Source organism: Clostridioides difficile ATCC 9689 = DSM 1296 (assembly GCF_001077535.1).
GTDB classification, from domain to species: domain Bacteria; phylum Bacillota; class Clostridia; order Peptostreptococcales; family Peptostreptococcaceae; genus Clostridioides; species Clostridioides difficile.
The window spans coordinates 2,456,108-2,475,756 of the sequence record NZ_CP011968.1 but is presented as its reverse complement, the minus strand read 5'-3'; the positions used below and the strand labels follow the sequence as shown (position 1 = coordinate 2,475,756).

General features: G+C 29.0%; 14 protein-coding genes. 9 read left to right on the top strand and 5 right to left on the bottom strand.

What is annotated here, in order from left to right:
• The first annotated feature begins 11 nt into the window (after positions 1 to 11).
• The gene (locus CDIF1296T_RS11930; RefSeq protein WP_009897431.1) at positions 12 to 1,805 is read left to right on the top strand and encodes an aminopeptidase P family protein; all 1,794 of its coding nucleotides are present in this window, start codon (positions 12 to 14) and stop codon (positions 1,803 to 1,805) included.
• A gap of 80 nt (positions 1,806 to 1,885) precedes the next feature.
• On the opposite strand, the gene CDIF1296T_RS11925 is transcribed toward CDIF1296T_RS11930, so the two are convergent.
• Positions 1,886 to 3,268: a peptide MFS transporter gene (locus tag CDIF1296T_RS11925; protein WP_009897429.1), complete on the bottom strand. Its 1,383-nt coding sequence runs from the start codon at positions 3,266 to 3,268 to the stop codon at positions 1,886 to 1,888.
• A gap of 257 nt (positions 3,269 to 3,525) precedes the next feature.
• Between CDIF1296T_RS11925 and CDIF1296T_RS11920 the strand changes: the two genes are divergently transcribed.
• Together CDIF1296T_RS11920 and CDIF1296T_RS11915 are read left to right on the top strand one after the other, a co-directional pair.
• On the top strand, positions 3,526 to 3,873 hold the full coding sequence (locus CDIF1296T_RS11920) for a cupin domain-containing protein (protein ID WP_003440244.1): 348 nt from the start codon (positions 3,526 to 3,528) through the stop codon (positions 3,871 to 3,873).
• Between the two features lie 17 nt (positions 3,874 to 3,890).
• Positions 3,891 to 4,925 carry a DUF6398 domain-containing protein gene (locus tag CDIF1296T_RS11915; protein ID WP_003440238.1) on the top strand — a complete coding sequence of 345 codons (1,035 nt, stop codon included), beginning with the start codon at positions 3,891 to 3,893 and terminating at the stop codon, positions 4,923 to 4,925.
• Between the two features lie 48 nt (positions 4,926 to 4,973).
• Here the strand turns inward: CDIF1296T_RS11915 and CDIF1296T_RS11910 are convergent, their stop codons facing one another.
• On the bottom strand, positions 4,974 to 6,023 hold the full coding sequence (locus CDIF1296T_RS11910) for a PTS sugar transporter subunit IIC (protein WP_003440236.1): 1,050 nt from the start codon (positions 6,021 to 6,023) through the stop codon (positions 4,974 to 4,976).
• Positions 6,024 to 6,297: 274 nt separating this feature from the next.
• On the opposite strand from CDIF1296T_RS11910, the gene CDIF1296T_RS11905 reads away from it, so the two are divergent.
• Positions 6,298 to 7,833: a hypothetical protein gene (locus tag CDIF1296T_RS11905; protein ID WP_003440234.1), complete on the top strand. Its 1,536-nt coding sequence runs from the start codon at positions 6,298 to 6,300 to the stop codon at positions 7,831 to 7,833.
• 184 nt (positions 7,834 to 8,017) lie between these two features.
• Here the strand turns inward: CDIF1296T_RS11905 and CDIF1296T_RS11900 are convergent, their stop codons facing one another.
• Positions 8,018 to 8,704, bottom strand: a complete 687-nt coding sequence (locus CDIF1296T_RS11900; protein ID WP_003440228.1) for an aspartate/glutamate racemase family protein — start codon at positions 8,702 to 8,704, stop codon at positions 8,018 to 8,020.
• A 124-nt stretch (positions 8,705 to 8,828) separates the two neighbouring features.
• Between CDIF1296T_RS11900 and CDIF1296T_RS11895 the strand changes: the two genes are divergently transcribed.
• Together CDIF1296T_RS11895 and eam are read left to right on the top strand one after the other, a co-directional pair.
• Positions 8,829 to 10,211 carry an aminotransferase-like domain-containing protein gene (locus CDIF1296T_RS11895; protein WP_009897426.1) on the top strand — a complete coding sequence of 461 codons (1,383 nt, stop codon included), beginning with the start codon at positions 8,829 to 8,831 and terminating at the stop codon, positions 10,209 to 10,211.
• A gap of 401 nt (positions 10,212 to 10,612) precedes the next feature.
• Entirely contained in the window at positions 10,613 to 11,881 is a 1,269-nt protein-coding gene (eam, locus tag CDIF1296T_RS11890; RefSeq protein WP_003440209.1) for a glutamate 2,3-aminomutase, read from the top strand.
• Between the two features lie 92 nt (positions 11,882 to 11,973).
• Here eam and CDIF1296T_RS11885 read toward each other — a convergent pair whose 3' ends face one another.
• Positions 11,974 to 12,330: a hypothetical protein gene (locus tag CDIF1296T_RS11885; RefSeq protein ID WP_009890447.1), complete on the bottom strand. Its 357-nt coding sequence runs from the start codon at positions 12,328 to 12,330 to the stop codon at positions 11,974 to 11,976.
• A gap of 150 nt (positions 12,331 to 12,480) precedes the next feature.
• On the bottom strand, positions 12,481 to 13,518 hold the full coding sequence (locus CDIF1296T_RS11880) for an AI-2E family transporter (RefSeq protein WP_021397063.1): 1,038 nt from the start codon (positions 13,516 to 13,518) through the stop codon (positions 12,481 to 12,483).
• A gap of 520 nt (positions 13,519 to 14,038) precedes the next feature.
• On the opposite strand from CDIF1296T_RS11880, the gene CDIF1296T_RS11875 reads away from it, so the two are divergent.
• The 3 genes from CDIF1296T_RS11875 (at position 14,039) to cspBA (ending at position 19,643) form a co-directional block, all read left to right on the top strand.
• Entirely contained in the window at positions 14,039 to 14,860 is an 822-nt protein-coding gene (locus tag CDIF1296T_RS11875; protein ID WP_003433818.1) for an AAA family ATPase, read from the top strand.
• Between the two features lie 20 nt (positions 14,861 to 14,880).
• Entirely contained in the window at positions 14,881 to 16,077 is a 1,197-nt protein-coding gene (locus CDIF1296T_RS11870; protein ID WP_009897422.1) for a vWA domain-containing protein, read from the top strand.
• Positions 16,078 to 16,244: 167 nt separating this feature from the next.
• On the top strand, positions 16,245 to 19,643 hold the full coding sequence (gene cspBA, locus CDIF1296T_RS11865) for a bifunctional germination protease/germinant receptor pseudoprotease CspBA (protein WP_018112792.1): 3,399 nt from the start codon (positions 16,245 to 16,247) through the stop codon (positions 19,641 to 19,643).
• Positions 19,644 to 19,649: the final 6 nt, after the last annotated feature.

Here is a 19,649-nt window from a genome sequence, read left to right as displayed (position 1 = left end):
GAGGTCTTGTTGTGAATATAAAAGATAGATTAAGTGGATTAAGAAAATTTATGGAAGAAAAAAATATAGATGCCTATATGATTCCATCTTCTGATAATCACCAAAGTGAATATGTAGGAGATTACTTCAAATCAAGAGAATTTATATCAGGGTTTAATGGTTCAGCAGGGACGGTTATTGTGACTAAAGACGAAGCTGGGTTATGGACAGATGGAAGATATTTTATACAGGCAGAATCTCAATTAGAAGGAAGTACAATAAAATTATTCAAAATGGGACAAGAAGGTTGCCCAACTACAGATGAATATTTATATAAAAATATTCCTGAAGGAGGAACTTTAGGATTTGATGGTAGAGTTATATCTGCTAGAGAAGGAGCTACATTAGCTGAAAAATTATCTAAAAAAGGTATAAAGATAGAATATCAGTATGATTTAATAGATAGTATATGGCCAGATAGACCTGCTTTATCAGATAGTAAAGCATTTTTATTAGATGTTAAATATTGTGGAGAAAGTTTTAGCTCAAAATTAGCTAGATTAAGAGAAAAAATGAGTGAAAAAGGTACTTCTACTCATGTAATAACTACTCTTGATGATATAGCATGGTTATTCAATATAAGAGGTGGAGATGTTAAATATAATCCAGTTGTACTTTCTTATGCAGTAATAACTTTAAAAGAAGTTTATCTATTTGTTGATGAAAGTAAGTTAAATGAAGAAATACTAAATGAACTAGCTAAGGAAAATGTTCAAATAAAGCCATATAATGATGTGTATGAATTTGTAAAAAATATAGACAAAACTGAAAAAGTTTTATTAGATGGAACTAAGCTTAGTTATACAATTTACAATAATATACCTTGTGAAGTTGAGAAAGTTGATGAGTTCAATCCAGTAATGTTTTTTAAAGCTCAAAAAAATGAGGTAGAATTAGAAAATATAAGAAATTCACATGTAAAAGATGGTGTAGCTTTCACTAAATTTATGTACTGGTTAAAGAAAAATGTAGGTAAGATGGAAATCACTGAAATAAGTGCTACTCAAAAATTAGAGGACTTAAGAAGAGAGCAAGAAGGTTTCTTTGAGCCAAGTTTCAATACAATTGCTGCATATAAAGAGCATGCTGCAATGATGCACTATAGTGCAACTCCAGAGTCAAATTATAAATTAGAGGCAGAAGGATTATTTTTAGTAGATTCAGGTGGACAATATTATGATGGAACTACTGATATAACTAGGACTACAGTTTTAGGACCTATAAGTGATGAATTAAAACTACACTTTACTTCTGTAGCAAGAGGAATGATAAATCTTTCTAAGGCTAAGTTCTTGCATGGTTGTAGAGGATATAACTTAGACATACTATCTAGAAGTTGCATGTGGAATATGGGAATTGATTATCAATGTGGAACTGGACATGGTATAGGATTTGTGCTAAATGTTCACGAAGCTCCAAATGGATTTAGATGGAGAGTAGTACCTGAAAGATTTGATAGTGCAGTTCTTGAAGAAGGAATGGTAACTACTAATGAACCAGGTATATATATAGAAGGTTCTCATGGTATAAGAACAGAGAATGAAATTGTAGTTAGAAAAGCTGAAAAGAATTTCTATGGTCAATTTATGGAATTTGAAGTTGTTACGTTAGCTCCTATTGACTTAGATGGTATAGTACCAGAATTAATGAATAAGGATGAAAAAGATTATTTAAACTGGTATCATAAGTTAGTTTATGATAAAATATCACCTTTCTTAACTGATGAAGAAAGAGAATGGTTAAAAGTTTACACTAGAGCTATATAGTTTGTACTAGATACAATAAAAATCGAGGTATTATAATGCCTCGATTTTTTATTGTATATTTTATTAACTTTAAAAAATTTTTAATTTGATAATTCTACTAATTTTTTATTCATTATAAGTAGTATAATTCCAAATATCAATAAAAATGATGGTATCACTATGAAGACTTGTAACATACCAAGTTGGTCTATAATAGCTTGCGTATAGCCAGATAATTTATTTGCTGCAAATTTGCCTAAAAACCAAACACCCATTAGTAATGAAATATACTTTTCAGGCGAAAGTTTATTTACCATACCATACCCGACTGGAGAAAAGCAAATTTCTCCTATACTTTGGAATGTTAAAAATCCAACTACCCAAAATACACTTGCTTTGTGAATTGAATTAGGGTCTGTTCCTGTTTGTATAACTGCTACTATCATAAACAAAAATGCTATGGCTAATAGTATAAAACCTAAGCTCATTTTTTTTGGCACACTTAAATCGCCTTTTTTAGTTTGAGATAATTTTACCCATACTAAAGCAGAGATAGGTCCAAGAATAACACAAAGGAGACCATTGTATGAATCTATCCATGAAGTAGGAATTTGAAAATTGCCAACAGTAAGATTTATGTGTTCCTTTGTATAGAGTGCAATAGACATAGAGGCTTGGTTATATGCTATCCAAAAAAATACTGTGAAAAAAGCTAACACCAATATTACTATTATTCTTTTTTTCTCAATCAAAGTTAAAGGTCTTGAAGCGAGCATTTTCTTATATTCTAGTGATTTTCTTATAGACTCTCTCCCGTTAATAGGGTCATTATTCAAAGGTTTATAAAACTTTCTGTTTCCAAATATAAAGAAGAATAAACCTATTAGAACCGTAATTGATGAAAATAAAAATACATATCTATATCCATACATACTTATAGATAATCCGCTTTTCATAGCAAACCATTCATTAGCAACTAAACCGCATATTAAAGGGCCAAATAAAGTACCTAGATTAGTAGCCATATACGTAATAGAGAAAGCTCCATCTTTTCTTGGGTCATCATTGGTATATAAGTTTCCAACCATAGTATGTAAGTTTCCTTTATAAAAACCTATTCCTAATCCAGATAAAAATATCATGATGTTTATATCCATCTTACTATTTGCTATGTATCCTAGAAAATAACCAATTGAAACCATTAGCATTCCAAGTATAATACAGTTTTTGGGACCTAAAAATCTATCACTGACCCATCCACCAATAACTGGAGAGAAATAAGTCCATGCTAAAAAAGATGCAAGCATTGATGCGGATTCTGCTGGTGTTAACCCTAAACCACCTTTGGAGACTTGTTCAGCTAAAAACAATAATAATACCAATTTCATACCATAGTATGCAAGTCCTACAAAGGTAAATATTGAACAGCAGAAATATAAATCTCTAGGTTGTTTAAGTTTTTCTTGCGTTTTTAAAACTGACATATGTCGAGAACCTCCAGATAAATAGTTTAACAAAATTTTACCATACTATATGAGTATATGTTTTTTTCATATAGACGTCAACTTGTAAGATAATTTAATTAAGTCGAAATATATGTAAAAATAGTATCATTTTTGTGTATTCAGTAATATTTTTTTATGATAATATATGTTATTATTATATTAAAATACAAACATATTTATGGAAAGGATATGCCAATTTAGTAGTTAGATTGATTGTTTGGCAGGTGGGATGAGCTATGATAAGAAAGAAATCTGAATTACAAGTAGAAGTAAAAGAAAATTTAAATGGTGGTATAGGAAAGGTTAAGCTTGAAAACATAATACAAAATGAAGAGCTTAAAGGAAAAGGAAGACTATTTAAAAGAGTAGCTTTACCAGTAGGAAGTTCAATTGGTGTGCATGACCATACAACAGATTTTGAAGTATATTATATACTAAAGGGAAAAGGTAAAGTATTTGATAATGGGGAATTTGTAGAAGTAAATGAGGGTGATGTAGTGTATACAGCTGATGGCGAAAAACATTCTATAGAAAATATAGGAGAAGAAGATCTTGAGTTTGTAGCACTAGTTTTATATATGTAAAATATGGAGGAGGAGTCATGACAGGCAAGATAGAAGAAATTAAGGACAAGATAAATAGATTTTGCAACTCCAATTTAAATCAAGAATACAAAGATATAAGCTTTAAAATTTTGCAAAACCTTTTAGATAATAATAAAGAGATAATTCATTCTTCTAGAGCTGATATATGGTCTTCAGCTATACTAAATATAGTTTTAGAACAAAATCTTTTATACAATAAGAAGCATCCACTACATATAACAAAAAAAGAGTTTTCAAAACAAATAGGTGTTTCTTTAAATACTATAAATAATAAATCGTCTTTAATAAAAGATGTTTGTAGTATTGACTTTTTAAATCAAGATACTATAGCTATTTCTAATGTAGAATTTTGGGTAAAAGAGACTAATTCCAAATCAAAGTCTGTAGATTTAGATTTAGAAAAGAAAAAAATACTATATAAAAGATATATTAAGCTATCACAAGATGCGAATAGTGATATTGAATCAATTAGATATATGGAGGAAGCTGTAAATATAGGTAAAAGTATGATTACTAAAGAAGATAAAGAACTTGGATTTTGGAAAGGTTTATCTACCAGAGCCTATATGATAGCACTTGAATCCCTTGCTAGAAAGTTAGAAAGTATTAATAATCTAAAGGAGTCCAAAAAAGTATTAGAATATTTAATAGAAATTAATCCTAGTGATGAGCAGGGAATAAGATACAAATTATTAAATGTATTAATTAGATTAAATGATAGAACTTCAATAAATAAATTATTTGAACTTTATAAAGAAGAAAAATCTGCTACATGGATGTACAGTAAAGCTCTTTATTACTTTAAAAATAAAAGTATGTTTTTGGCAAATGATTCTATTAAGGTTGCTAGAAGTAAAAATAAGTACGTTGGATTATATTTGTTAGATTGGCGAAATGCTTTTGGTAGAGAATTTGTTACAGAGGAAGAAAAGGCAGAAGCTGTCTATTACTATGATGAAAACATAGTGATTTGGAATGAAGTTAAAGGTTCTATGGATTGGCTATTAAAAAAAATGTTGGAATTTTCATAAAAAAAACTACTCCTTACTTTTATATAAGTAAAAGGAGTAGTTTTTAATTTATACATCTAGTTTTAAATCTTCAGGTTTTATTAGACCTTTTTTTCTCATAAATTCTGAAATCAACAAAGTTACAATAGCAGGAAGTATAAAATTAAGTAAAAGTATACCAACCCACATAGATATACCTCCTTTTCCAGCACTTTGCATAGCAGTTACTGTTCCAAATTGTCCAACCAATCCACAAGTGCCCATACCAGAACCAATAGGAATATTCTCCATTTTGAATATTGTTGTAGATAATGGTCCAAGTAATATTGAAGCTACAGTAGGTGGTATCCAAATTTTCCAATTTTTTATTATATTAGGTACTTGCAACATAGATGTCCCAAGACCTTGTGCCACAAGGCCACCAACTCCATTTTCCCTAAAGCTCATAACAGCAAAGCCTACCATTTGGCAACAACAACCTACAGTTGCTGCCCCACCAGCAAGACCACCTAAACTTAACATCATACAAATAGCTGCACTACTTATAGGTAATGTAAGAGCTATTCCAACAAGTGCAGAGACTAAAGCTCCCATTATTATAGGTTGCATAGTTGTAGCTTGCATTATTATATTTCCAAATGAAGTCATAAAAGCAGAAACAGCTGGACCAATAAGTTCAGCTACAAGTACTCCAATTAGTATTGTTACAGCAGGTGTAACCAATATATCTATTTTTGTTTCTTTTGAAACTAATTTTCCAACCTCTACAGCAAAAAGTGTAGCGACAAATGCTCCAACAGGTCCTCCTAATTCATTACCACAAGCTCCAACAAGTGCACAAGAAAATAGTACAAGTGGAGGTGCTTGAAGTCCATACGCAATAGCCACTGCTATAGCTGGACCAGTAACCTGTTTAGCAAGAGGGCTTATAACTTCAGTAAAAAGAGAAATATTGAAATTATCTCCTAATGTATTGAAAATTGTTCCAATTAAAAGGGACGAAAAAAGACCGAGTGCCATATAACTTAGTGCGTCAATAAGATACCTTTGAACAGAAATTTCAATATTTTTTCTTTTAGCAAATGATTTGAAATTTCTTTTTTTATAATTGATTTCCAATTTAAAATCCTCCTCATATAATATAAGTATAATTTCTTTTTAATTAATTATATAACTTTTCAGCTGACAAGACAAATGTTATTTCACTAAAATTAGACTATTGTAATAGTAAGAAATTAACATTAATTTTAGTTTTAAATTTTAAATTTATGGTTTATAATTAGTATAGGGATATTCTGAAATATAATAATTTTCCAGTTTATCCCAATATTTAACTTAGGTAGATTGCTTACAAAACAAATGATTATATATTAGGCTAAAAGGAAGTGGATAGATGATATTTGTAAAAAATAAGAAATACAGAAAAATTGCCATAATTATATCTATTCCTATATTGCTTGTTGCGCAGTACTACCTTTTTAAATTTGGAATACTTAGACCAATGGTAAAGGGAGTAGAAATTGAAATTGTAGATGGGGAATATGTTAAAGATATAGATAAATATGTAGTAAAATTAAATGAAACAGTTACTTTGTCTACAGGTGAATATATTAAGGTTCCTTCGTATGCTAAAAATCCAAATATTTGGTTTAATGTATTGGATAACTCAGGGACTTTAAAAATAGATGGAAATAAAATGACAGCATTAAAGGTTGGGTATTCTTCTGTGGGTATCATGAAAAATTCAAGAGTATTAAAAAAGGCTACTATAAAAGTAGTAGACCCAGAGGTAGAATCACTAGATATGGAGATTAATGGGGATTTAAAACATGTTGGTGATAGTGCTACTATAGAAAGTACAATAGAAGTTGATTATGATAAGTTTAAAAAATCATATAAGCCAGTTTATAAGAGTAGCAATGAAAATATTTTAAAAATCAAAGGAAATAAAGTAAGTGCAGTTGGAGTTGGTAAAGCTACAATATATGCTAAGTGTGGAAATAAAGAAATTGAGAGAACATTTAGGATTCAAGCTAGAGTTGCTGAAATAAATATGGATGATATAAAAATAGAAGTTGACCAGAATGAAAAATTGAAACCAGATATAATAACTTCTCCACCTGGTTTAGAACCACCAAAAATATATTATGAGTTAGTAGATTCAAAATTACCTGTAGAAAGAGCAATAAGTTTAAGTAGTAATGGAAATGTTGTAGGGCTTAGAGAAGGTAAAGATAGGGTGAGAATAACTTGTGGAGATAAATCTAAAGTAATAACAGTAACAGTAGTCAAAGAAACTATAACGAATGACTATATACAAAACTTGGTTGGTTCACATAAAATAGTAAACAATAAAGTTATTATTAAACTTGAATGGGATTATATGAAAGATGTCTTTGATTATGATATATATCTTAAAGATAAGTTGTCAGGAGAATCATTTAAGAAAATTAAATCTATAACTATAAATGAAAGTGATTTAGGTAAGTCTAACAAGGTATATGCGACTATAGAAGTAGATATGAAGGGTAATCAAAATATAGATTTTGATATTTATGTCATAGGGAAAAAGGATTCAGATACAACTAAGCCAAGTAATGTAATAAATATTACCAATGGAAATGGAAATTCAAATAATGATAATAATATTAAAGATATGAGGGTAGAAAATATATCAGCTAATGTTGATAGAGATAATAATGTCATTAGAGTTAACTGGAGTAGTATATCTCATAAGGACTGTACTTACAGTATATATGTAAAAAATAATACTAATGGAGATGGAGAATTTACTCTATATCAAAGTGATATACAGGGAAATGAGCATACTATAAGTATTCCTGAAGGAGATTTAAATCTAGATATTTATGTTGTTGCAAATTATAATGGAAATAGCTCTCAAAATAGTGATGTTATAAATGTAAGATAGATTTGTATACAAATTGAAAGTGTTGAGTTTATTTAAATATTAAATTAAGAAAAAGGATAGTATAGGGTAATTATACTATCCTTTTTTGTTACAATATATAGGTTTAAAATCTCTAGTAATATAAATTATAAAAAGTCTTATTTACACAAATCTATAGATATTTTTTTTATTAATCAATATTGTCTTAAATTGAACTTAGTGCAGCTTCTATTGCATGTATTACTGTCGTATCAAATAGTGGAATAGAAGTGTCATTTTGTTTAATTAAAAGACCTATTTCTGTACATCCTAATATAACAGCCTCTGCACCTTGTTTGCCAAGCTTATCTATAATAGATAAGAAAGCTTTTTTTGAAGATTCAGATATAATTCCTAAGCAAAGTTCATTAAATATTGTGTCATTTACTATTATACGGTCTTCTTCATTTGGAATTAAGACTTCAATTCCATTATTAATAATTACATTTTTATAAAAATCTTGTTCCATTGTATATTTAGTACCTAATAAGGCCACTTTTTTTATTTCTTTTTCCCTTAATACCGTAGCAGTTACATCTGCTATGTGAAGTAATGGAATATGTATACTTTCTTGTATTTTATCTGATACCTTATGCATAGTATTAGTACAGATAACAATAAAATCTGCCCCTGCCTCTTGTAATTTAATTGCAGCATCAGCTAAAATTTTGGCGCTTTTTTCCCAATTTCCACTAGATTGGCATTCTTCAATTTCTTGAAAATCTACACTGTAAAGTATACATTTAGAAGAGTGTAGTCCACCTAATCTTTCTTTTATTACTGTATTAATAACTTGATAATATGTAATGGTACTTTCCCAACTCATACCACCAATTAAGCCTATAGTCTTCATATTATACCTCTCTTATTTATTTATTTTGAAATAGCTATTTACAAATACAAGTATAGCATCTAAAATAGAAGCATACAATAATAAAATTGTATGGAGTACAATTATAATTAAGAGGAGTAATTATATGCCAATAAATTCTTTTGAAAACTATCCTATGACATGGAAACCAAAATTAGATAACCGAAAACCACCAATATATAAAACTTTAGCAATGTTATTAGAAGAAGATATTAAAAGAGGAAATTTAAATCCTGGAGATAAACTGCCTCCACAACGGGAATTAGCAGATTTTCTAGATTTAAACTTAAGTACAATAACACGAGCATTTAAACTTTGCGAAGAAAAGGGACTAATATGTGCAAAAGTGGGAAAGGGAACATTCATTTCTTCTGATGTAAATGTAAGTAATACATTATTATATCAAACGGAATCAAAAGACATAATTGAGTTGGGGACAGTTCATCCTCCGTATGAGCAAAATACATATATTATTGACTTTATTAAAAATGTACTAAAACAACCAGAAATGGATAGGTTTTTACAATACATGTCTCCATCTGGCACATATATGCAAAAAAAGTCAATTGCAAAATGGATAGAAAGAAATAATGTATACACCAGTGAAGAAAATATATTATTATCTACAGGAGGGCAAAATGCTATATGTGCAACTTTACTAGGATTATTTAAAGCTGGTGATAGAATTGCTACAGATTCTTTAAGTTTTTCTGGAATTAAGTCAATAGCTAAAATGATAGGTATTCAATTAGTCCCAATTCCTCAAGAAAATAATGAAATATCGATTGAATATCTTGAAAGTTATTGTAAAAATGAAAATATAAAAGGCATATATCTTATACCAGATTATCATAATCCAACGACACATACTATGTCTGATTTATCTCGTAAAAAGATAGCCAAGATAGCAAAGCAATATAATATAATAATTATTGAAGATGCTATAAATAGCATTTTTAGAGACGGTATACAAACTCCCATATTTTCTTTAGCTAGTGATAATACTATATATATTTTTAGTACATCTAAATTTTTATGTGCTGGTCTTAGAGTAGCATTTGTAGTTGCTCCAAAACGATATATAGAAAATTTAGAAAATGCACTATATAATATGAATCTAATGGTTTCTCCATTTACAGCAGAAATAGTACACCGTTTATTATATTCTCCTATTATAGATAAAATTATACAAGAGAAAAGAGATGCAATTATAGAAAGAAATGAAGTTGCTGATAAAGTTTTGTCAGATTATAATTTGATTGGTGATAAGAATTGCAGTTTTCGTTGGTTACTTCTTCCTGATGAATTGGATGGAAAATCATTTGAAATTTCTGCAAAAAATCTAGGAGTTCAAGTATATTGTGCTGAACGATTTTCAGTAGGAAACTCTACAGTTCCAAAAGCAGTTCGTATTTGTGTAACAGCTCCAAAAGATGTAGAAGAATTAGAAAAAGGGCTTAATATAATAAAGTCACTTCTTAAGAGTTAAATTTATTTTACTATTATTTAATTAAATAAATAAAAAGGCGGAGAAATTTATTATAATAAACCTCCGCTTTTATTATTTAATGAAATACTTTACTTTTTATTAAAAAATTTAATTTTAATAATCTTGAAAATATAATCGTTTTATGGTAAAATAATTCTTAAAAATAGAAAAAATTAATCATTTGTTAAAAAAAATGCATAATTTATTGTAATTTATTGACGAAGGTTGAAAAATATTCATAAATGTGCGAAATAACAGAAAAAATGCAAAAATTAATTCAATTTCATTTGTTATAAAATCTATATGGCAAAATTAAATCTGCCTATCAGAATGATATAAACACATCAGAAAGGAGGACGCTATCAAATAATACAAGTAGTTAACTTTGATAGCAAAAAATTATGAATGAACAAACTAGAATATCCTTAGAGAGAGCTGCTGAATTAAAATCAAAAATTGATGATTATATTCAGGCTAGAAAAACGATTAACAGAGGTCTTGAAAAAGAAGAAGAGATAAATAAACGAAAACAGAAAATATTAAGTATCTTAAATGGAACTGAAGAGGATTGGAATAACTACAAATGGCAATTATCAAATAGAATAACAGATGTAGATACTTTATCAAAAATTATAACTCTAACTAAAAAAGAAAAAGAATATATAAAAGAGGTTGGTACTCAATTTAGATGGGCAATATCTCCATATTATTTGAGTCTTATAGACCCAGAAGATATATGTGACCCAATAAAATTACTGTCTATACCAACACATATAGAGTTGGAAGATGAACAAGAAGATTTGGACCCAATGGGAGAAGAGTATACAAACCCAGCAGGATGTATAACTAGAAGATACCCGGATAGATTAATAATAAATGTAACAAATGAGTGTGCTATGTATTGTAGACACTGTCAGAGAAGAAGAAATATTGGACAACAAGATTCTCATAAGTCAAAAGCTATTATCCAAGAATCTATAGACTATATCAGAGAAAATGAAGAAATAAGAGATGTACTAGTAACTGGTGGAGATGCTCTTACATTAAAAGATGATTATTTAGAGTGGATTCTTAGCCAACTTAAAGAGATACCACATGTTGATTATGTTAGATTAGGTACTAGGACTCTTGTTACAATGCCACAAAGAATTACAGATGAATTTTGCAATATGCTAAAAAAATATCACCCTATATATATAAATACTCATTTTAATCATCCAATGGAAATAACTAAGGAATCTAAAGAAGCTTGTGAAAAGTTAGCAAATGCAGGAGTTCCATTAGGAAATCAGGCAGTATTATTAAATGGAATAAATAATGATAAATTTGTAATGAGATGTTTAAATCAAGAATTACTGAAAATAAGAGTAAAACCTTATTATATATTCCAAAGTAAACATGTAAAGGGAACAAAACATTTCAATACATCAGTAGATGATGGTCTTGAAATCATGGAGTATTTAAGAGGATATACATCAGGAATGGCTATACCAACATATATAGTAAATGCTCCAAAAGGAGGAGGAAAGACTCCTTTGCTTCCTCAATACCTTGTATCAAAAGGAACAGATTACGTTATGCTTAGAACATGGGAAGGAAAAGTTATAAAAATGGAAGATGAACCTGCTGTAGATATAAAGAAACTTATAAAAGAACAAGCACAGGATTAAAAAAATATTTAAAGTTTATAAAAAGAAACAACTTTAAAATAAAAAGAAAATGGATGTCAAATTTATATCAATTTGCATCCATTTTTTATTAGTTATTTATTATTTTGTTGTTGATTAACTAATTCAAGATATCCACTTGGGTGGAAGTAATATATCTCAGAAGTATTTTCATTTACAAAGTAACCAATATCACCATCTGCATCTGGTAAAAATACATAACCATTAAGATTTTTAGCTTTTAATGCTTCAAAATCACTAGCATTTCCTTGATATATGTAATCAACTTCATTGTTGTATTTTACTAAAAGTTCTTTAGCTTGTTCTTGAGTCAATTTAGTATTTTGGCTTACAGGAACATTCTTTTGAGAATCTGCATAAGAAGATTCATTTACTGGTGCAGTTAATAACAAACAAGATAAAACTAATAAAGATATAAGTGCTTTTTTCATACTAAAACCCTCTTTCATGTTTAATTATATAAGATTCATTACTTAATAATATTGTATGTTTCCTATAATTAAATATTACCATTAAAGAGAATAATATTACAGTTACACAGCTGTAACTTTTGATTACAAAATCGTAATTAAATTGTATTTTTATTCCATTTGTATTTTATCATGTCTACGATTTACAAACTCACAGAAGTATATCTTTATAACGCCCATCACAGGAGCAGATAGAATCATACCAGGTATACCAAAGAATCCTCCACCAACAGTAACTGCTAGGATTGTAAAGAATGGGCTAAGACCTAGTTGTCCACCTACGATTTTTGGCTCTATAAATGTAACTTCAACTTGTTGAATTATTATTAAGTAAATTAAAGAAGTTAAAGCAATTGTTGGATTGGAGAATAAATTAATTATTACAACTGGTGCCATACCTATTACTGGACCAAAATATGGAACCATATTCATGACACCCATAAGTGTACCAAATAATAGTGCATATTCAGATTTTAAAAAGTAAAGACCAATTCCAGAAAGTACTCCAACTATAAAAGAATCTAAAATCTTACCTGTAAAGTATTTACCAATATTTAAATTTAAGCTTTGACATAGTTCTATTATAAAGTCTCCATATTTTTTACCTAAGGAAATATAAACTACTTTTTTTGTAAACAGTAAGAATTTTTCTTTTTCTAATAATATATAGAAACAAATTATAAAACCTAAAAGAAATTGTACTATAAATTTTCCAACTGAAAATGTAGTGCTAAATATCCCACCAAGTGAACCAATAAGCAAGTTACTAAATTTAGGCATTACACTCATAATTTTGTCACCATACTCTTTTAATGTATTAGGGTCAACTGATTGTAAACTCTTACCTAAGTCGAATAAGAATTGCTCTGTTTTATCTATGTATGTAGGAATTTGAGCAACTAAATCAGCTAAACTATTTACTATGGATGGAACTGTAAATAATATAAAGGAAATTAGTATAACTATGAGTACACCATAAGTAAGAAGTAACGAATATATTCTCTTAAAATTTAATTTGCTTTCTAAGAACTTTACTAGTGGGTTGAATATATATGCTAATACAAATGCTATTATAAATGGTGTTAGTAGTGACATTAATAAACTTATCACTCCAAAAAAATATTTGTAATTATCAATAACTTTAATCAAGATATATGAAACAACTACAGTGAGTACAATATTTAGATAAATTTTTTTATCTTGCAAAATAACACAACCTTTCTTATATTTATTAAATTTAGATATACTTAAATCTAAGTTAAAGTTAATATTTATAGCTTATTATACAATAAAAAGCAGTATTAATATAGTATGATTAATATGAAATTATAAATACGTTAAAACTTTATGTTTATAGCTAAAATAATAAAAATTATTTATATTGTGTTTATATATAATCTAAAATGAAAAAAAGTGGTGCCTTTGATTAAACTAAGTTTTTATAATTTAAATTTTGTACAATAAGCTATCTTTTATTATTCTTTAAAATATATATTTCATTTAATTATGACAAATAAAGATAAAAATTAAATATTTTAGAGGTGATTTTATTTAGATATAGAATTTTAGAATAATACTATACAAATGTATTGTATTATTATTTTTATATCAAAAATAGTAATAAAGTCTATATACATTTAGAAAATACTGTTTAAAAGGAGTAGGATTTATGATAAAAAAAGAGATATCTAACTTTAGAGGAAGTAGTGATTATGTAGTATCACCAGAATTGATGGCATCAGTTAATGTTGCTATTGCTCTTGAAAAGCCACTTTTGATTAAGGGCGAACCTGGAACAGGTAAAACTATGCTAGCACAAGCAATTTCAAATGAATTAAAAAAAGATTTAGTAATTTGGAATATAAAATCAACTACAAAAGCACAAGAAGGGCTTTATGTATATGATACTGTTCAAAGACTTTATGATAGCCAATTTGGAGGAGAAGGTGTAGATGATATTAGCAAGTACATAAAATATGGTAAACTAGGAGAGGCCTTTAGCTCAAATCAACAAGTAATTCTTTTAATAGATGAAATAGATAAGGCGGATTTAGAATTTCCAAATGACTTGCTTTGGGAATTGGATAAAATGGAGTTTTACATAAATGAGACAAAAGAAACTGTAAGAGCTAAACAAAGACCAATAGTTATTATAACTTCAAATGCGGAAAAAGAACTTCCAGATGCTTTTTTAAGAAGATGCATATTTCATTATATAGAATTTCCTGATAGAGACATGATGGAAGAAATAGTTAAAGTACATTTTGATAAAGTAGAAGAACACCTATTGGAACAAGTAATGACTACTTTTTATTGGATTAGAAGTTTAAAGGACATACAAAAAAAGCCTAGTACATCAGAGTTAATAGACTGGATACAAGCATTAACTTTGAGTGGAATGCCTATTGAAAAAATAGAAAAAGAAGTTCCTTTTGCAGGAATACTACTTAAGAATAATGAGGATATTGAATCTATGCAAAGACACTTATAGTTAATAGGAGCTGGATAATTATGTTTATTGAATTTTTTTATTTATTGAGGTCAAGAGGATTAAATGTATCTTTAAATGAATGGATGACTTTAATTGAAGCATTGGATAAAGGACTGTGCTATTCAAACTTTTCAAATTTTTACTATCTTTGCAGGATGATTTTAATAAAAAGTGAAAGTGATTTTGATAAGTTTGATGCAGTGTTTTTGGAGTATTTTAAAGGTATAGAACACCAAGAAGAAATTCCAGAAGAGATTATGAATTGGCTTAAAAAACCAGATATAGATTTAGAAGAGTTTGAAAGATTAGAACAAAATCCAAATATAAATCTTGATAAATTAAGAGCTAAATTGGAGGAACGAATAAAAGAACAAGACTCTCCTCATAATGGTGGTAATTATTGGATAGGCACAGGAGGCACTTCAGAGTTAGGACATTCAGGAAAAGGGCAAACTGGTATACGTATAGGTGGAAATTCTACTTATGGTAGAGCTGTTCTTGAAGTTGCAGGAGAAAGAAAATACAGAGATTTTAGAGATGATGAAGTTTTAAATATGCGTCAATTTCAAGTTGCACTAAAGAGACTTCGTCAATTTTCTACTAGAATAGATGCTCCAAAGACAGAACTTGATTTGGATAAGACTATTGAAGAGACTTGTAATAATGCAGGATATTTAAAGTTATTTTTTGAGAAGCCAAGAAAAAATACAGTGAAGCTTTTATTGCTTATGGATTCAGGTGGTTCAATGAGAGGGTATAGCACTTTATGTAATACATTATTTCAGTCTGTAAGTAAATCAAATCATTTTAAAGATGTAAAGATATATTATTTCCATAACTGTATTTATGATAGATTATTTACAACACCTGAATGTTGGTTAAGTAAATATATTAATACTGAATGGATATTAAAAAATATAGATAAAAACTATAAAGTTATAATTGTTGGAGATGCTTCTATGTCGCCTTCTGAGTTGCTTCATATTGGTGGTAACTATCGTGGTCCATATAATTACACACCTGGTATAGAGTGGCTTAAAAGGTTTAAGAGAAAGTACAGTAAAATTGTATGGATGAATCCAGAACTTAGAGATGGATGGGATTCAATTAATTATTGGTATCAAACTCAAAGAATGATACAAAGTGAATTTAATATGTTTCCATTGACTGTAAAAGGTCTTGAGAAAGCATTGAAAAATTTAATGGTTTCAAGATAAAGTAAATATAAATGATGGTATGATTTATTCAAAATTGTACCATCATTATTTATTTTTTTTAATATATCTATTATAAATTGTATAACTGAAACTTAAAAAATTATATAGTCTAATACATTTTAGACTCACACAAAACATATACATTAATAATAATTTTAGAAGTCGAGGTGATTATAATAAATTATGAATTAATTGTAAAATACAATGGAGATATATTGAGGTTAGAAGAAGAATTAGGTGTATCAGTAGAGATACTTAATTCATCATATGCAATAATAACATCAAGTAATGAAGAAGATGTAAATATACTTTTAACTTATCCAGAAATTGAATTTATAGAAAAGCCTTTTATATTACAGACTCAGGATGTGCAAAGTTTTTCAAGTACAGGAATAACAGGATTTAAAAATAGAACTGGTTTAACTGGAAAAGGAACTATAATTGGTATAATTGATTCGGGAATAGATTATACTCTACCTGTGTTTAGAGATAGTGATGGAAGGTCTAAGATATTATATTATTGGGACCAATCTATTCAAGGAAATCCACCAGAAGGTTTTAGAGAAGGAACATTATATACTAATGAAGATATAAATAATGCAATAGATGGAAGTATATATATACCTATTTCAACAACTAGCTTACATGGGACACATGTTGCAGGTATTTGTGCAACTATTGCAAGTGATGCCAGAATAATAGTGGTTAGAGTTGGAAATATACAGACCGATATTTTTTCGAGAAGTACAGAGTTTATGAGGGCAATTAAATTTATTTTAGATAGGGCATTAGAATTAAGAATGCCTGTTACATTAAATATAAGTTATGGAAGTAATGAAGGTTCACATAGAGGAACATCTTTATTTGAACAATATATAGATGATATGTGTTTATTTTGGAAAAACAATATAGTTGTAGCAGCTGGAAATAATGCAGATAAAGGAGGTCATAAAAGGATTAGGCTTCAAAATAATATTACAGAAGAAGTTGAGTTTATAGTTGGGGAAGGAGAGCGTATATTAAACATAAATATATGGCCAGATTTTGTTTATGATTTTAGTGTACATTTGGTAAACCCATCAAATAATCAAACACAAGCAATCTCTCTAACTTCAGGTGAGATAAGGAATACTTTGGGTGAAACTAGAATAACTGGTTATTTTTACCCTATAGCACCGTATTCTCTCACAAGAAGAGTTACTCTACAATTAAGTTCAAATACACAGATAACTCCTGGGTTATGGAAAATTGTATTTGAACCAATAGATATAGTAACTGGTAATGTAAATATATATTTGCCAACTTCTGAAGGTCTAAATAGAAATACTAGATTTCTGATTCCTACTCAAGAGCTTACTGTAACAGTTCCTGGAACAGCAAGTAGAGTTATAACAGTAGGTAGTTTTAATTCAAGAACAGATATAGTATCTATATTTTCTGGTGAAGGAGATACACAATTAGGTGTTTTTAAACCTGATTTATTAGCTCCAGGTGAAGATATAGTATCTTTTTTACCAGGAGGTACAAGTGGAGCATTAACTGGAACTAGCATGGCTACACCTCATGTTACAGGGGTTTGTTCATTGTTTATGGAATGGGGAATTGTAAATGGAAATGATTTATTTTTGTATTCACAGAAATTAAGGGCATTACTTCTAAAGGGAGCAAGGAGATTAAGTAATCAATCTTATCCAAATAATTCATCAGGATTTGGTTTTTTAAATTTATCAGATATAGATTTGTACACTCTATCTAATATAAATCAAGATTTAGAAACAGAGGATATTGGATATAGAAGTATTAATAAGTCATTTAAAGATGAGGAAAATAGTTATAAGTTTATAGATGGTTATAATATGCAAATACATAATGACTTAGAGAATGAAATTTATATAAGTAAAAATGCAAGTAGACAATCAGGAATACTATCAGGAATAGATATAGTCCATACTCCTGAATTTGAAGAAGAACTAGCTGGGTTAGGTATGAGTCAAAGGTTTTTTAAGATAAGTGATTCATTAGGTGTACTATCTATAGATAATACAGACTATAATAGCATACAACGAGTTTTGCAACTTCCTTCAATCATAAGAACTGTATCGACTACAAAGATGACATTACTTGGAGAAATTAATCGAGGTACTTTTGGAGGTGTAGTTGCAACAGAAGAAATGGGCGTAAATTTCTTTAAAAATAATCCTAATATTAATATAACAGGAAGAGGGACTCTAATATCAATTGCAGATACAGGAATAGACTATCTACACCCAGATTTTATTTATCCAGATGGCACTTCAAAAATAGTATATTTATGGGACCAAACAAAAGAAGGAACTCCTCCTGATGGTTTTTATATTGGGACAGAATATACACGAGAAGATATAAATCGAGCTATCGCAGAAAATGACCCTAGTCTATCTCAGGATGAAGTTGGTCAAGGAACTATGTTGAGTGGGATATGTGCAGGGCTTGGAAATGTAAATAGTGAATATGCAGGTATAGCAGAAGATTCTGAGCTAATAATAATAAAACTCGGCAAGATAGATGATTTTTATAATAGTGCAATGTTGTTTGCTGCATCTCAGTATGCATATAAAAAAGCTTTTGAACTTGGAAGACCATTAGTTATAAATATGTCTTTAGGTACCAGTAGCCTAGCAGGTTTAACCAATAGGAGTAATAGTGAAAAAGCGTTCTTTACTAGAGGGTTATGTATAACGGCAGGAGCAGGAAATGAGGGCAATACACAGACACATACATCTGGAATAATACCATATGTTGGAGGTTCTGTTGAAGTTGAATTAGAGTTAAATGAAGACGAGGAAGAATTATCATTAGAACTTTGGTTAAATAGACCAGATAAAGCTGATGTAATAATAGTATCTCCCACTGGTGAAGAAAGTAAAAGTGTTGGAATTTCAAATTATAATAAAGTAACAGGTTTATTTGATTTAGAGGGGACTGAATATTCTATAACATATATATACCCAACAACTTTTTCTGGACAGCAATTTACTAATGTTACTTTAAAGAATGCAAAAAGAGGTGTATGGAAGATTCGATTAGTAGGAGTTTATATTATAACAGGAAGATATAACTTATACCTTCCAAATAGAGAACTTTTAAAAAGTGGAACTAGATTTAGAGAGGTAGACCCTTTTTACACTATAAATTATCCTGCGATTCAAGATGATTTAATAACCATAGGAGCCTACAATACTATTAATGGTAGTTTATGGCAAAGTTCATCAAGAGGGCCAACTATTGAAGACAGGTTAAAACCAGATATAGTAGCACCAGGTGTTAATATAATAGCTGCTTATCCTGGGAACACGTATGCAACTATAACTGGTACAGCAGCAGCAAGTGCACATGCAGCTGGTGCTGCTGCAATGTATTTTCAATATACTTTTGTTGACGGTAGATATCCAAACCAAGCATATGTGCAAAAAATAAAAACTTTTATGCAAGCTGGTGCTAGAAAAGATTCAAACACAGTATATCCAAATACAAATTCTGGATATGGGCTCTTGGATGTTAGAGGAATGTTTGATGTTTTAAGATAGGAGGGA